Origin of the sequence: Amycolatopsis sp. FU40 (genome assembly GCF_021903635.1) — a bacterium.
In the GTDB taxonomy this organism is placed as follows: domain Bacteria; phylum Actinomycetota; class Actinomycetes; order Mycobacteriales; family Pseudonocardiaceae; genus Amycolatopsis; species Amycolatopsis dendrobii.
Genome location: NZ_CP091380.1, coordinates 14,613 through 28,520, shown reverse-complemented (window position 1 = coordinate 28,520; position 13,908 = coordinate 14,613). Strand labels below are relative to the sequence as shown.

The 13,908-nt window shown below is 70.1% G+C and carries 14 protein-coding genes; 10 read left to right on the top strand and 4 right to left on the bottom strand.

Going from position 1 to position 13,908, the window contains the following annotated elements:
* Window positions 1-7 precede the first annotated feature (7 nt).
* Window positions 8-331 carry a hypothetical protein gene (locus L3Q65_RS00450; protein WP_237596503.1) on the bottom strand — a complete coding sequence of 108 codons (324 nt, stop codon included), beginning with the start codon at window positions 329-331 and terminating at the stop codon, window positions 8-10.
* Between the two features lie 396 nt (window positions 332-727).
* On the opposite strand from L3Q65_RS00450, the gene L3Q65_RS00445 reads away from it, so the two are divergent.
* The 5 genes from L3Q65_RS00445 (at window position 728) to L3Q65_RS00425 (ending at window position 5,868) form a co-directional block, all read left to right on the top strand.
* On the top strand, window positions 728-1,066 hold the full coding sequence (locus tag L3Q65_RS00445) for a hypothetical protein (protein WP_237596502.1): 339 nt from the start codon (window positions 728-730) through the stop codon (window positions 1,064-1,066).
* Window positions 1,067-1,104: 38 nt separating this feature from the next.
* On the top strand, window positions 1,105-2,394 hold the full coding sequence (locus L3Q65_RS00440; RefSeq protein WP_237596501.1) for a site-specific integrase: 1,290 nt from the start codon (window positions 1,105-1,107) through the stop codon (window positions 2,392-2,394).
* Window positions 2,388-4,835 carry a site-specific integrase gene (locus tag L3Q65_RS00435; protein WP_237596500.1) on the top strand — a complete coding sequence of 816 codons (2,448 nt, stop codon included), beginning with the start codon at window positions 2,388-2,390 and terminating at the stop codon, window positions 4,833-4,835. The genes L3Q65_RS00440 and L3Q65_RS00435 overlap by 7 nt, the downstream gene beginning before the upstream one ends.
* Window positions 4,836-4,919: 84 nt before the next feature.
* A complete protein-coding gene (locus tag L3Q65_RS00430; protein ID WP_237596499.1) occupies window positions 4,920-5,534 on the top strand; it encodes a hypothetical protein in 615 nt (204 codons plus the stop codon).
* 112 nt (window positions 5,535-5,646) lie between these two features.
* Window positions 5,647-5,868 (top strand): hypothetical protein, encoded by a 222-nt coding sequence (locus tag L3Q65_RS00425; RefSeq protein ID WP_237596498.1) that lies wholly within the window; start codon window positions 5,647-5,649, stop codon window positions 5,866-5,868.
* Window positions 5,869-5,892: 24 nt separating this feature from the next.
* Here L3Q65_RS00425 and L3Q65_RS00420 read toward each other — a convergent pair whose 3' ends face one another.
* The gene (locus L3Q65_RS00420) at window positions 5,893-6,081 is read right to left on the bottom strand and encodes a hypothetical protein (RefSeq protein ID WP_237596497.1); all 189 of its coding nucleotides are present in this window, start codon (window positions 6,079-6,081) and stop codon (window positions 5,893-5,895) included.
* 200 nt (window positions 6,082-6,281) lie between these two features.
* Between L3Q65_RS00420 and L3Q65_RS00415 the strand changes: the two genes are divergently transcribed.
* Both L3Q65_RS00415 and L3Q65_RS00410 read left to right on the top strand, forming a co-directional pair.
* Window positions 6,282-7,781, top strand: coding sequence for a hypothetical protein (locus tag L3Q65_RS00415; RefSeq protein WP_237596648.1), 1,500 nt, complete (start codon window positions 6,282-6,284; stop codon window positions 7,779-7,781).
* A 60-nt stretch (window positions 7,782-7,841) separates the two neighbouring features.
* A complete protein-coding gene (locus L3Q65_RS00410; RefSeq protein ID WP_237596496.1) occupies window positions 7,842-8,465 on the top strand; it encodes a hypothetical protein in 624 nt (207 codons plus the stop codon).
* 148 nt (window positions 8,466-8,613) lie between these two features.
* Here the strand turns inward: L3Q65_RS00410 and L3Q65_RS00405 are convergent, their stop codons facing one another.
* A complete protein-coding gene (locus tag L3Q65_RS00405) occupies window positions 8,614-9,597 on the bottom strand; it encodes an endonuclease/exonuclease/phosphatase family protein (RefSeq protein WP_237596495.1) in 984 nt (327 codons plus the stop codon).
* Between the two features lie 150 nt (window positions 9,598-9,747).
* Here L3Q65_RS00405 and L3Q65_RS00400 point away from each other — a divergent pair, with 150 nt between their 5' ends.
* Both L3Q65_RS00400 and L3Q65_RS00395 read left to right on the top strand, forming a co-directional pair.
* The gene (locus L3Q65_RS00400; RefSeq protein WP_237596494.1) at window positions 9,748-11,088 is read left to right on the top strand and encodes a hypothetical protein; all 1,341 of its coding nucleotides are present in this window, start codon (window positions 9,748-9,750) and stop codon (window positions 11,086-11,088) included.
* A gap of 202 nt (window positions 11,089-11,290) precedes the next feature.
* Window positions 11,291-11,899, top strand: coding sequence for a hypothetical protein (locus L3Q65_RS00395; protein WP_237596493.1), 609 nt, complete (start codon window positions 11,291-11,293; stop codon window positions 11,897-11,899).
* Window positions 11,900-12,779: 880 nt separating this feature from the next.
* On the opposite strand, the gene L3Q65_RS47290 is transcribed toward L3Q65_RS00395, so the two are convergent.
* Complete coding sequence (locus tag L3Q65_RS47290; RefSeq protein WP_255750779.1) at window positions 12,780-12,914, bottom strand: hypothetical protein; 135 nt, start codon at window positions 12,912-12,914, stop codon at window positions 12,780-12,782.
* 234 nt (window positions 12,915-13,148) lie between these two features.
* Between L3Q65_RS47290 and L3Q65_RS00390 the strand changes: the two genes are divergently transcribed.
* Complete coding sequence (locus L3Q65_RS00390) at window positions 13,149-13,838, top strand: hypothetical protein (protein WP_237596492.1); 690 nt, start codon at window positions 13,149-13,151, stop codon at window positions 13,836-13,838.
* The last annotated feature ends 70 nt before the right edge of the window (window positions 13,839-13,908 follow it).

Genomic DNA, 13,908 nt, shown 5'->3' with positions numbered 1-13,908 from the left:
CGCGAGATCAGGGCGCGGTGGTTTCCGGGTAGGCCCGGCCCCGCACGTGCACGGGTCCGACGGAGATGTCGACAGAGCCCAGGCACAGGCCAGCGAAGGTCACGGCCAACAGCGCACCGGTGAGCACGAGTGTCCGCGTGGTGTAACCCCAGCTGCCGAGGATCCGGCCGGTCAGGCCGATCATGTCCCGGGGAGTCGTCGTCGACCGTTCGTCGTTCCCGTCGTTCGGCGGAGCCAAAGAACCAGCCGGTTCCTTTTGCTGGTCGTCGTGCTCAGTCGTCCGCCGGTCGTCGCACGGTGGAAACGGGGCAGGGCCCCTGCCTACAGTCATCGTGTTGGTCCTGTCGGGTTGATGTTCACGGGTGGAGACACTGATCACCCAGGCGGACGAACACAGCGGCGGCCTCCTCCTGGCCGAGGAGGCCGCCCTCCGCACGCATGGATGACAACCGCGTCCGAGCCTATGAGCGCGCGCTCCCGGCCGAAAACCCGTCGCGCGGCAACCGGCCATGGGAGCGCGGTGAACGCCCTGCGCGAATCAGTCCGGCGGACACGGAGCGCTCGACGAACGGCGAACATCCTCCGGCCAGCGACCGTGATCCCGGCGTCGCGGCCTGTCGATCGGGCACGAGAACGACGGGCCCGGTCGAGCTCGGCGGCACCGGTCGGCGAGGACGGCGGCGCAGCGGGTCGCGAGCGGGCGCTGGGGCGGACAACACTGGCGGGCATGGCGACCGAGCCCGGGCTGGCGGGCCTGCCGGCGGCGCGGCGGGAGTACCTGCTGCGCTGGCTGGGCAAGGAGTACGGGGCCGATCCGGAGCAGGCCGACCTGCTGGTCCGGGCTGCGGCCGCTGGACGGTGCCCGGTGCCAGGTCCGGAACCGGGCATGACGCATCCGGCGCTGGCGGAGCCGCCCGGGACCACGCCGGTCGCGCGGATCCGGATCCGGCTGACTGCGGCGTTCGGGCCGCTGTGCGCGGCCTGCGGGAACATGCACGGGGACCTGGTCGACCACGACCACGGCAGCGGCCTGGTCCGCGGCCCGTTGACCGAACTAATTCGCTAGTTTTCGCAGGTCAGAGCACTTTCTGCTAGCGTCGCCGCGTGCATCGAGATGATCAGTTTGGTCGAGATTTGTCGGGGTTCGTCCTGCCCGACTCCGGCGAACTTCGGGCAACTGAGAACCCATGGTCTCCGTACGAGCTGCTCGATGGCGACGGTGTCGTCGTCGAGCCCGTCGGCGCCTTCTTCGCCGAGCTTCAGGCGCGAACCGCCTCGCCTGCGACCGTCCGCTCCTACGGTATGGATCTGTTGCGCTGGTGGCGTTTTCTCGGGGCATTCGGCGTCGAATGGAACAGGGCGGAGCGTAGGGACGCACGGGACTTCATCCGATGGATGCAGGTCGCGGACAAGCCACAGCGTGTGCACTGGCGACACCGCGAGGCCGACGGTGCCTGCGCGACGGTGCAGGAGCCGACGGCGGGACGGAAGAACACTCCCGGGTCTCCGAACACCATCACCGGCAAGAAATCCCCCGGCCCGCAGTACGCCGCGTCGACGCGCGCGCACTGCGAAACGGTGCTCCGCGCGTTCTACGACTTCCATCTCGACGAAGGCACCGGACCGATCGTCAACCCGTTCCCGCTCGACCGTTCCCGACGCGGCGGGCGCGCGAACTCCCACCACGAACCCGGCCAGCCCTTTCGCCGCGAACGAACCGGCCGTTACCGCCCGAACGTCCCGAAGCGAGTTCCCCGGCGCATCCCCGACGAGCTGTTCAACGCCCTCTTCGCCGCGCTGCGGTACAACCGAGATCGCGCGCTGCTGGCTTTCTGGGTCTCGAACGGCGCCCGTGCCGAGGAACTCCTGACCAGCAAGCAGCGCGACGCGCTGCCCGGAGAACAGCTGCTCGGCGTGGTCCGGAAAGGAAGCCGCGCCTACCAGCAGCTCCCGTCCTCGGCCGATGCCTTCGTCTGGCTGCGGCTGTACCAGGAGGAGGCGCGGCAGAACGGAGTGCCGCACGGGAAGAACCTGCCGCTGTGGTGGACGCTGAGACACCCGTGGCGGCCTTTGAGCTATGACGCGGCGCGCGCAATGTTCAACCGTGCCAACGCGATTCTCGGGTCGAACTACTCGCTGCACGATCTGCGGCACACCGCGTCGTACCGACTCGCGGGCGACCCCGAGGTGCGACTGACCGACGTGCAGTGGGTCCTCGGCCACGCGCACCTGACTACAACGCAGCTCTACCTTCCGGCAGGCCAGGACGAGGTGATCGAGCACGTCCGCGCTCACCATTCCCGGCTGGCGAAGCACCGTGAGCGACCTGCCGCGCCGCCCGCTGCGGGCTACAACCCCGACTCGCTCAAGAATCTTTTCGCACGCTCATGGTGATCAGCACACAGGCTGCGGCCGAGCCGACGTCAATCCGCTCCGCCCAGGTGCTCGCCGGCGAAGCGTTGAAGGCAGCCAAGGCGCGTTTTCCGCCGCGACCTTGTGAGGACGCCTGGCCCGCGACGAGCCAGCCTTACGACGAGGTCATGTTGCGGCTGAGCCAGCCGCCGCTGCGGGCCGCGAGCAACTCCACCCACGAATACCGGCGACGCGGTGTGAAGAACATCCTGCGCTGGCTTCGGGAGCAACCGGGCGACACCTGGCAGCAGCGCTGGAACGCCAGCCCGGCGGGCAGTTCGACCGGGGAACAGTGGAACAAGCTCGCGGCCGGCTGGATCGACTACAGCGCCTCCGACGCCGGCCGCATCCTGAACTCCGGCCTGTTCGCGCTGGTCACCGCGGACGTGCTCCGTCCCTCGCTGCGCTGGCAGCTCACCCGGACTTCCACCAATCTGCGCGCGGTGATCTGCAAGCACCGCGACCCCGAGGAATTCGCGAGGCTGGAGCACATCGTCGGGCCGGACGCATGGAGTTCCCACCTCGGACTTCTCGCCAGAAACGCCCTGGTGAAGCTGATCATCGCCAAGGGCGGCGGACTGGCCGACATCACCGTCGGAGACGCCCTGGAGTATCTGCAGGCCCTTCGCGAGTACCGGCCGACGACCTTCGGCCAAAGCCTGTTCTATTCCTGGCTGAAAGACCTTGGCCATCTGCCGCCCGACGCACCGCAGACGCTGCGGTTCCTCGCGCAGGCATCCGGCCAGGTCTCGGTCGAGCAGCTCGTCGACCGCTACCGCCCGCAGTCCCAACCGATCCGTGACCTGCTTGTGGAGTTCCTCAAGGAACGCCAGCCGACCATGGACTACACGTCTTTGGAAGATGCCTCCCGGACGCTGGTGCGGAACTTCTGGGTCGAGATCGAGAAGATCCGGCCTGGCATCGACACGCTCAGGCTCCCGCCCGAAGTCGCCGCGGCCTGGAAACAGCGCAGCCGGACAAAGGTCGTGCGTCGGCGGCTGCCCGACGGCTCGGTCAGCGAGACGGTGAGCGAGCGAGCCAACTACGGCAGCCTCATGATGGCCGTCCGCGCGTTCTACCTCGACTTAGCCCACTGGGCCGTCGAGGAACCCGAGCGCTGGGCCCGGTGGGTGGCGCCGTGCCCCGTCAGCGCGGCTGACGCCAGCACGTACAAACACGACAAGCGCGTCAAAGCCAAGATGGACCAGCGCACCCGCGAACGGCTCCCCGCGCTGTCCACAGTGGTCACCGCCGCCAGAGAGCAGTGGAACGAGGCCCGGGAAGGACTGTCTGCGCTGCTGGCCGCGCCGCTCGGCGGCCGGTTCACGTTCAGGGGAAAGACGTACACGCGCCAGAAAAAGGACTCGTCGACGGCGTTCCGCGCCTACGACGAATCCGGTCGGCGCGTCCATCTCGGGCAGGCCGAGGAACGGGCCTTCTGGGCATGGGCGGCGATCGAGTTCCTCCAGCACACCGGCGTCCGGATCGAGGAGATGCTGGAGACCAGCCACCACAGCCTGATCCAGTACAAGCTGCCCACCACCGGCGAGGTCGTCCCCCTGCTGCAGATCGCGCCTTCCAAGACCGACGAAGAACGGCTTCTCCTCGTCAGCCCCGAGTTGGCCGACGTCCTGAGCACAGTCATCGCCCGGGTGCGCGATCCGCGGACCGGTGCCATCCCGATGGCGACCGGCTACGACGTCGCGGAGAGAATCTGGAACCCGCCGATGCCCCTGCTGTTCCAATGGACATTCGGCGGGCAGCGCACGGCCGTCTCCCAACCGCTGATCCGCAAAGGCATCAGCGAGGTTCTCGAGCGAACCGGACTTACCACCGCCGACGGAAACCCCCTCGACTTCGCCCCGCACGACTTCCGGCGTCTCTTCATCACCGACGCGATCCGCAGCGGCCTGCCCCCGCACATCGCGCAGATCCTCGCCGGCCACTCCGACATCAACACCACAATGGGCTACAACGCGATCTATCCGACGGACGCGATCGAGGCCCACCGGGCGTTCATCGCTCGAAGACGCTCGCTCCGACCCGGAGAGGAGTACCGGACCCCCTCTGACCAGGAGTGGGACGCCTTCCTCGCCCACTTCGAGAAGCGCAAGCTCTCCCTCGGAACCTGCGCCCGGGCATTCGGCACCCCGTGCATCCACGAGCACGCCTGCCTTCGCTGTTCGCTTTTGCGTCCGGAACCCGGTCAACGAGACCGGCTGGCCGAGATCCGCGACAACCTGCTCGACCGGATCGCCGAAGCCGAGCGCGAAGGCTGGATCGGCGAAGTCGAAGGCCTCGAAATCAGCCTCGCCGGAGCGGAGGAGAAGCTGAGCAAACTCGATCAAGCCCCCAACTCCACCGTCACGGTCCTGGGTCTGCCCGCCTTCGGCCAGATCGCAGGGCGCTCCAACCTCTCCTGAACCTCCGTTCCACGGTTCGTGCGGAGCAAGGCGGAAAGTCCGGCTCTACGATCTTCCTCACCGCGAGAGAGGTGGGGGATCGGAATGGCTGACGGTGGAGATATCACGTCGTGGGCGGCCGCGGGTATCGCTGCGCTGGCTGCGGGTATCGCCTGGTGGCAGACGCTTCAGGCCCGCGGTGCCCGGCGTGCCGCCGAGGAACAGGCCGCAGAGGCCCGCGGCTCCCGGATCGCGGCAGAGAAACAAGCCGAGGCAGCCGAAGAACAGGTCGCGATCATGCGAGCCGAACGAGACGGACTGGATGCCCCCACGTTCAGTGTGTCGGCCGTCAACGCCCACCCTGAAGAGGCGAACTTCTTCGCAATCAAGGTCATCCTGGCAATGGAACAGGGCAAAGCGCTCGGTTCTCTTGCAGTAAAGGCCGCCGGCGAACGGCTTCACCAGAACGGACTGCACTACGCGGCAGCCGTCGGAGTCACGAGCGACTGGAGCGACGAACTCCTCTTCGAAGACGTCAGGCAAGGCCGGGAGATCATCTTCTACATGAGCGCCGACGACGGCTACGTCGGCACCTCGGTCAACATCGACCTCGAGTGCCGCGAACGCGACGGCGACCGAATCTGGTCATCCCACTACACCCGCACGATCGCCGAACCACCTCGGAAAAGGGGCTACAGAGCACGGTTTCCTCCTGAATAGGTCTCGGCTTGGCCGGACGGTCCTGCCGTCCGCACTGCCAGGACCGATCATCCATGCACGGCCTCGCGTGTAGTTCGGAGAAGGGCTGCTGTGCCGCTGGTGCAATACCAGGGTGGACCGGTGCCCGCACCCGGACGGCTGCCCCTACGCCGACTACCTGAACAGTCCGCCGGCGCTCGGGATGCGGATCCGCTACCCCAACCGCGGCCGGCCCGCGCCGGTCCCGCTCGATCCGGACGTCCTGCGCGCCCGTCGCGAACGCATCGCCGAATACGCCGCCGAATACGGCGAGGCCGCGTCGTGGTGGATCGAGGGATGGACGATCAGGCCCTGACCGCTCCGGGAGGACGCGGCCCGGTCAGCCAGCAGCGGGGTAGAGCTCGTCGGGGATCCAGGCGGGCGCGAGCGCGACCGTGCGGTGGCGGGCCCGCAGGCCGGCCAGGTCGATCGGCACGGTCAGCTCGTCAGTGTCGATCGCGTCGCGCCACTCCCGCAGCAGGGCGAGCACCTCGCCGTGGACCGTTCCCATGGTGGTGGAATCGCGCACCGGCGGCCCCGCGCTACACCGCAGGCCCAGAAACGCGGCATTTCCCCCGGTCAGCGGCTTTCGCGTCGCGGCACGCGCGGCAGCGGCAGCCGCTGACCGGTAGGTGGCGACGGTGCCGCTCCGGCGGCCCCGCTAGGCCCGCTACACCGCGGGCCTGCGGTTGCCCGCCGGTCGGGTGTTCGTGCCGCTACGGTGTGCGCATGGGTGAGGGGTCGTGGAACAGGGAGAACCCGGAGGGCGGGCGGCGTCCGCGCCATCCGCTGGCGGACTACATGGCGCCGGACGAGCCGTACCCGCCGGTCGAGTCGCCGGAGTGGGCGCCGCGGATGGAGTCGGCGAAGGCGGCGGGGCAGCTGCTTCTGCTGCATGTCCTCGCGTCGGTGATGGACGCGGAGCACGGCCTGGACGTGCCGGTGCACCTGACATCCGAGCAGGGCGCGGACGAGTCGGACGAGGACTACGCGCGGCGACAGGAGACCGCGGCGCGGGTGGCGCGGGCGCAGGTGTCGGGCGCGGACTGGTCTCCGCAGGTGACCGAGGAACTGCTGCGCATCCGGCCGTCGGACGCGCCCGCTGCGGTCGGGGGAATCGTGCAGGTGTTCCAGGGCTGGGCTCGCGACGCCGGCTATGCCGCTGACCTGGCCGACTTGCGGGACGTCGCCGAGGCGGTGCTGGACGCGTTCATGCCTCCGGAACGACGCGACCTGGCCCGGCCCGGGATGGACCTGCTGACCGGCCGCAACGCGCTGGGCCGGCCCGGCGACATCGACAGGGACGCGCCTCGGCTGATCGCCGGCGCGGACGCCGAGCCGTTCGAGTACCTGCACCTGGCCGTCGCGTTCGCGGCGGCGTTGTTCCAGGACCGGGCGTGCGTGCCCGACCCGCAGGCGGCGGTGCGGGCGCTGGCCGAGGACACGCTCGCCCGTTACGACCCGGACTACCGCCCTACGGTCAGCCCGGAACCGGGCCGCGGCCTCAAGCCCGAACATCGCCCGCCTCCTCCTGCGCCGCCGCAGGAGCCTTCGGGGCGCGCGGAGCGGGAGGTGACCGGTCGGGTGGTGTGGCGGCTGTTCGGCAACCTCACAGTCGGCGCGCGGACGGTGGCCTGCCCGGAGTGCGGGCGGACCCAGCCGCTGGAGATGACCGAGGACGGGGGCCTGCGCTGCGAGCAGGGCCATGCCTGGCGCGACCGCGAGTTCGGCGTGCGCCAGGTCCGCGCGTTCACCGCCCAGCACAATGCCGGCGTGTTCGTTGATCGCGGCGACCAGCTGGTGCGGCAGCCCTCGGGCGTGCCGTTCGAAGCGGCGGCCGACCTGACGTACCGGGCGGAGCTGGACGAATGGCTCGGCTGGCCGGGCGGGGACGCTCCGGACGGGCTGGCCGACGACGTCGACGCGGGCTGGCGGGAGATCACGTTGTACCCGGTTCCGGGCGCGCAGGAGTGGTGCGACTGGCTGGTATGGCGGGGGATCGCCGTGCCGGTCGCGCCGCCCGACGCGCCACAGCCCGGGGTGCGCGCCCTGCTGCCGGCGACTGCCGCGAACCGGCTGTGGCAGCTCGCGTACGCGCACCTGCGGTCCCGCTTCGGCACCATGGACTGGCCGAACCAGTCTGACCTGTTGATCGGCCCGACCCTGCCGTCCGCGGCCGAGCGCGCCCGGGTCGCCGCCCGGATGGCCGCGCCTCCGGACCGGCCGTGACCGGCGGTTCGCCGCGGTTCGCCGGGGCGGCCTGAGCGGGACCGGGACATACTCGGGCTCGTGGACGACGACGAGCTGATCGCCCTGGCCGCCTTGCCGGCGGCGTCCGACCCGATCACGGCGCGGACGGTGGCCGGGCTGGTGGCCGAGGAGATCGCCGCGCCCGTCGCCGCGTTCGATCCTGCGGCCGCCGCGGCCCTGGTCGCCAGCCAGGAGCATCGGTTCCGGTCTCAGCGGCCGGAGGCGCTGGCCGACGAACTGCACCGGCTGCGCGGCTGGAAACAGCTGGTCGCCGCTGCCCGGGCCCGGCAGTCCGGGGCGCGGCGGCGTCTGCTGGAGTCGTTCGGCTTCGACCTCGACGCGGCGGTGATCGGCCGCGCGCAGCTGCTCACCGAACCGGCGGGGACGTTGACCGGCGGCTGGGGTTTCGACCGGCCCGGCCCGCCGTGCGTGCTGCTGACCAGCCAGCTCCCGCCGGACCTGACCCCGTGGCCTGACGCCGGTCTGCCGTTCCCCGTCTGGCGCAGCAAAGCGTCGGCGGAGGCGGCCCTGGCGGCCCTGCGCGCTCGCCCGCCGGCCGGCTACGACGACATCGGCCGCTACTTCGTGCGCTGGACCTGTTTCCAGGCCGGCGATCCCGATGGTCCCGTCGTGCTCGACGAGGCTTTCTGGAACGGTCGATGAGCACGGCCGGGTGCGTGTCCTTACGCGTCAGCGAACTGGATCGGCGGTGCCACGCGCCGTGCACGGGATGATGAACGAACTCCACGGCCGCGAGGCCAGCGATCCCAGCCCTGTGCCGACCGGCGGCGAGTGACCAGGGCCGCAACGATCAGCCAGCCAGCGCACGCTCGTCGACGTCGATCTCGACCGGCCGGTGATCGGTCAGCTCGACGCGCTCGCCGTCGATCGTCACGACGATCTCGTCCACCGGAACCACCCGGAATCCGGTCACAGCGTCGCCCGCTACGTGGTGTGTGGCGTACCAGCGGTCAACCCGGCGATCCGGGTGGTTGTCCTTCGAATGGAAGCCCGTCGTCGGGATCCACTCGGTGCCGGTGAGGAGCGCGCAGTCCTGCATCCGGCCGATGCGGGGATGCTCCAGCCGGGCCGCGGCCTGGCGGTCGACCCGGCCGTCGTCGCCGAACTGGTAGGCGTGGTCGGGATGCTCCGGCACACCAAACTTTCCGCCGTAGACGTAGGGATCGCGGTCGTACCACTCGTATCCGTCGCCGACGATGATCTGCTGGGCGCCGAGGCCGTTGAAGTCGCCGCCGAGAAAGCCGGGGATGTCGTCGCGGTTGAACACGCGCAGCAGCTGGTTGACGTCCCGCGCGGCCCATGCTTGGTCGAACGGGGACAACTGCACCGAGCCGACCCGGACCTTGGGCCCGCCGACGTCGAGCACCGCGGCGATCGCGCAGTGCCACATTCCCGCGCCTTCGCGCATCAGCGGGTGCAGCATGCCGGGCACCGGCTCGATCCCCTCGCGCCACAACAGGCCGGTGTGGTGGATGATCCCGCCCACCGCGACCGCGGGCTTGCCCGCGACACTCCAGTTGCGCCCGGTCGCTTCCGCCAGCCGCCGCAGCCCCGCGATCGCGCCTGGTGCCTTGTCCTGCGCGGTCGCGAGGATCGGGAAACCTCGCCCGGCAGCCGCGGCTTCGGCCTCGCCTGTGGAAATGATCTCCTGCACCGCGACGACATCGGGGTTGCGGGCGCGGATCAGCGCTTCCAGACCGCGAAATCGTTTCTGATCGGCAGGTGTCTTGCTGCCGTAGAGATTCAGCGTGTTCACCGACATCAACCTGATCACGAAGGGCTCCCCGCCTCGGCTCCTCAGCACCCGAAGCTCGGCTGCCGCGCTGCCACCGTACGGCCTTCGCCGCGGGGGCGCGCACGTTCCGCGGCTCGGCTCCGGCGCGGACTCCGCCCTGGTCCGGTCCGGGTCTGGCACGCTGTGCGCATGAGCGGTGACACGGCCCGGGAGGCCGGCGGTCAAGGTGGGGACTGGACGCTGTGGGCGGCGGCCCATGCCTGGGCGCACGCGATGCGCGGGCTGGTCGAGATGCCCGATGCCGAACCCGGAACGTGGGACGTCCCGGAGGTCCTGGTGGCGTTCGCGCTCGCCGACTACGCGCGGGCCGAGGGCATCGCCGCGGTCGCCAGCCCGCAGGATCTCGCGGACCTGTCGCTGACCGCGCTCTACGGGCGGGCGGACCCGATGGGGCTGCTCGTGGCTCTCTCGACGGCGTCGCCGTCCGGACCGGCGGCGCCGTCCGAGGGCGAGCCCGGGCAGGCCTTGTTCTCCCGGCTGAAAAGCGAGATCGACGCCTTCAACGCCGGCGGCGTGCAGGCGGTGGTCGCCGACCCGCAGCGCATGGCGCGGGCGAAAGCCACCGGCGACGAATGGATCCGCCGTTGCAAGGACGCGCAGCTGCTGGTCGCGCGCACGATCATGGCCAGCGCGCGCGAAGCGGCCGATCTCGACGCGGGCGGCGGGGCCCGGCTGCGGCTGCTGGCCGACCGGGTGCCCGGGCACGTCAAGCTGAACACGGAGGCGCTGCTGCGCGCGGACCGTCCGGCGCCTGCGGCCGCGGCCGGGTCCGCGGAGGAATTCCGCCGCGCGCAGGAACGAGCCGAGGAGATCACTGTCGCGGCCGGGCACACCGAAGGCTGGCCTGCGGGCGCGGCCCGCCGCCTGCTCGCGCTGCTCCTGCTCGCCGCCGCGGGCGACCGCGGCGAGACCGTCGCCGCGGTGCCCTGGTCCGCGGTGCGGGCGCGCACCCTGCTCGACGAACCCGCCCGCCTGCTGGACTACCTCGACGCCGCTCTCGCCGACCTCGGCGCCGCCGACGCCGAACACCCGGCGGCCGGGGCCCTGCGCTTCGTCCGGGAACACCACTTCTACCCGGGCTGGGACTCCTCCGACGGCCTGTCCAGCAACCCCGGCCCGGACCCGGCGCCCCGCTTGTCCTACGGCTGGCCGGTCGCGCTGGAAGCCCTCGACCAGCAGCTGCTCGCCGACCGGGGCGGCTTCGGGATCGGCGACGAGGTGAGCACCACCCGGACCTTCGATCCCGGGCCAGTGACCGGCATCGTGCGGGGCGCGGCCTGGGAGATCGCCGCCCCGCCGGGCCGGCCCGGCCTGGTCGACCTCGCGCCCGGCATCCCGCACGCGTACGTGCTGGACTTCCACACACCCCGCATCAGGGGCTCGCACAGGTTCGAAGACTTCGGCATCCCCTACGACGGTCCCACCGAACGCGTCCTGGCGGGCAAATGCGTCCGCGCAGCGCGGCGCTGACGGCGAATAGTGGAACGCGCGGCACTGCCCTGAGCCTTCCGGCAGTCTCTCTTCCACATCAAGCCTGCCCTCGTCCGCGATCCGCGGCTGCGGCCGGACTTGAAGCTTCCGCTTCCGCGTCGCCCGGACGTTTTTGGGACAACTCCGTGCCAGATGCTGCGGATTCGGGCGGTAGCGGGACGGTTCGGAGTGTGCTGAGGAGATGACGGGTGTGGGAATGGCGGGCTACGCTCCGGCCGCGGTCGTGGCCGGAGCGTGGTGGTGCCGATTGCGCGTGCCGCTCGACGAACCGGGCGAGGCGTGCGCGGCCGTGGCCCGCGCGGCCCGGGATGCCGAAATGCCGCTAACGGCGGCGTTCCGCGGCGGACGCGGCGACGTCACCGAAGCCGTGCTGCTGCGCGCCCCCGACCTGATGCCCGCGGCAAGCGTGGACCAGTGCCGGCGGCTGGCCGATGCGCTGGCCGCGGACACCGGATGGCGACATCGCGGTCCGGACCGGCCCGATCAGCTCGTGGTGCCGCTGGGGCTGAGCAGGTTCGCCGCCTTCGACGGCGGGCTTCGCGGCAGTTCGGCCGACGATGCGGCGCGCCGACTGTTCGCTGCGCACGCCGCGAGGATGCGGGCGTGGCCGGTACGGCTGGTCGTGTTCCGTGCCGACGGCAGCGTTGCGCGCCGCGAACCTGGGATGCTGGGGCTGCCGGTCGGGCTGGGCAAGGCCGCCGAGGTCGCGGCCGAGATCGGGCTGCAGCGGTGGAGTGCGCTCGACCCGGTCGCCGACAAACACGTCGTCTTCTCCTGTTCGCAGCCCTGAGAGCGGGAATAGACGACACGCGATCGCGGTGTGCATTCGAAGGTCTGGCCGTGGAGCCAGCGCGGACGTCGTTCTGGACGCCGGCGTGCCCTGCCAGGATGTCGGCAAACAAAGGCGCAGACGTCATCGGCTTGTAGCGGACAGCGACCGGCTCACCCGCAGGGGTGGAGCCGCGGCATGCCATACCTTGGGGCCCGTGCGAGCCCCCACCCCCACATGTAGTCTCCGTTTTGCGCCACCCCCGGAGGCTGGGGAACGAGGGTTTCCCAGGTGCTGCGGCACTTCGGCCGCGCACCAGTTCAACAAGGGTGGTGAAAAGCTATGCCTTGCCGGTACCAGAAAGGGCCGGATCCCGCGAACGCGCTTCGCTGGATCGGCCCTGTCCTGAATATCGCGGGTGGCGCATTCCGTCTGGCTGCGGAACTGCTGCGTCACCTCTGGTTGTAGCTGGTCAGCCGGGAAGGGTTCCATACCGGGGTTGCCGCCCCACGTGGTGAGGAGCCCTTCCTGGGTGCCTTTCGCGGCCGTCACCATACCTGCAAAAGCCCGCGCCGGTGCAACGAGTTGCGGCTCAGTTCACCCGGCAGGCCACCGGGCACGGGCGTTGCGGCACTCGTTCCCCTGAACGCCGCGTTCGCCGCACGGGGTACTGGCTCACGGCACGCCGGATGCGGTGGGCCCGCGGCCGTGGTGGCGGCGGAACGATTCAACGGCGGGCTCGGCTTCGACTTCTACGACGACGTCGGGACGGACCGGGCGGTATTCGGCGCGGCCGCGGCCGAATCCGCCGGTCGAGGAGTAAGTGGCAAAGTCTCCTGCGGTCGTCCCGCGAGAGCCGGCATAGCGGCGCAGCGAGCGGTAGCGACAGCCCGATCTGGGGTCAGGTACCGGACTCGTCGCGTCGGGCTCGGAGGCGACCGATGACGGCGGTCTGGCGGACTTTCACCCAGGCGTCGGCGCGGCCGCCGCGGTGGGCCGAGTCGACGCGCTCGGACGTCACGTCCTCGATGCTCACGTCGACGACCCTCGGGGCGTATCCGCCTGGACCCGCTGTTTGAGTGAGAACGAGTTCTGAGGACCGGCGACTCCACGTTGTCCACGGAAGCATTCCGGCAACCCCGACACGGTGAGCAGGTACGCCAACACGGTGAACCTGGATTCGACTAGCTCCCTAGATACTTAACAAACCGGGTTTATCAAGTATAGGGTAGTAGAACACGAACCCAGGATGGTGAGCATGGAGGTGGTGATGGCAGTCCGGTTGAAGCTAGGCAGCTACGAACCCGTCGAGTCTGACCCGTTGGATCGCAGCTCGATCGGGTACTTCCCGCGGATGACCGAGGCCGAAGCGTGGGAGGCCGGCCGCGGCGTCTGGCGGATGAGCACCGAGAAGATCGGCCGTCAGAAGTTCGCGCTCATCGTCGCCGAAGGACGCGTCCGCGCGGTCGGCGAGATCACCGGCTTCACCGTCCACGACGACCGCGTCGCCCTCGAGGGTCGCCCGCTCGCCGAGGGCCACCCGGTCCGCGACGCCTACCTCGGCAAGAAAGACCCCGTCGCCACCGGCTCCCAGAACCCGGTCGGCTACTGCGACCTGCCCGAAGAGCAGCAGTTCGTCCAACGCGCCTGCGGCTGCGGCTGCGGCCAGTTGTCCGATCGCGACTTCCTGCCCGGCCACGACGTCCGAGCCATGCAGCAATACGTCCGCACCTACTTCGACGCCTCGCCCCGGAAGTTCCTCGACTGGGTCGACGGCCAGTTGACCGCCGCAGCGTCCTTAGGCGGACGCCACAAATGGCCCGGCAATCTGATGTCCCCCGAGATGTTCAATGAGGACGGCAGGCTCAAGTGGCCCGAACCGGCCACGACCGACAACGCCAACGGGGAGAACCGGCGTAAGGCTTCATCTGCTGGCACTGAAGTGACGCATGGCCAGTGACATCTCAACGGTGCATTTCACGAGCGGTTTCGTGCTCTATCAGGAACCCCGCAGCCACGCGAATGCGTGC

What these genes read in the sequence shown, in the direction of transcription:
- L3Q65_RS00450 (WP_237596503.1), bottom strand. Translation starts at nt 331, where the DNA reads ATGACTGTAGGCAGGGGCCCTGCCCCGTTTCCACCGTGCGACGACCGG.
- L3Q65_RS00445 (WP_237596502.1), top strand. Translation starts at nt 728, where the DNA reads ATGGCGACCGAGCCCGGGCTGGCGGGCCTGCCGGCGGCGCGGCGGGAG.
- L3Q65_RS00435 (WP_237596500.1), top strand. Translation starts at nt 2,388, where the DNA reads ATGGTGATCAGCACACAGGCTGCGGCCGAGCCGACGTCAATCCGCTCC.
- L3Q65_RS00430 (WP_237596499.1), top strand. Translation starts at nt 4,920, where the DNA reads ATGGCTGACGGTGGAGATATCACGTCGTGGGCGGCCGCGGGTATCGCT.
- L3Q65_RS00415 (WP_237596648.1), top strand. Translation starts at nt 6,282, where the DNA reads ATGGGTGAGGGGTCGTGGAACAGGGAGAACCCGGAGGGCGGGCGGCGT.
- L3Q65_RS00400 (WP_237596494.1), top strand. Translation starts at nt 9,748, where the DNA reads ATGAGCGGTGACACGGCCCGGGAGGCCGGCGGTCAAGGTGGGGACTGG.
- L3Q65_RS00395 (WP_237596493.1), top strand. Translation starts at nt 11,291, where the DNA reads ATGACGGGTGTGGGAATGGCGGGCTACGCTCCGGCCGCGGTCGTGGCC.
- L3Q65_RS00390 (WP_237596492.1), top strand. Translation starts at nt 13,149, where the DNA reads ATGGCAGTCCGGTTGAAGCTAGGCAGCTACGAACCCGTCGAGTCTGAC.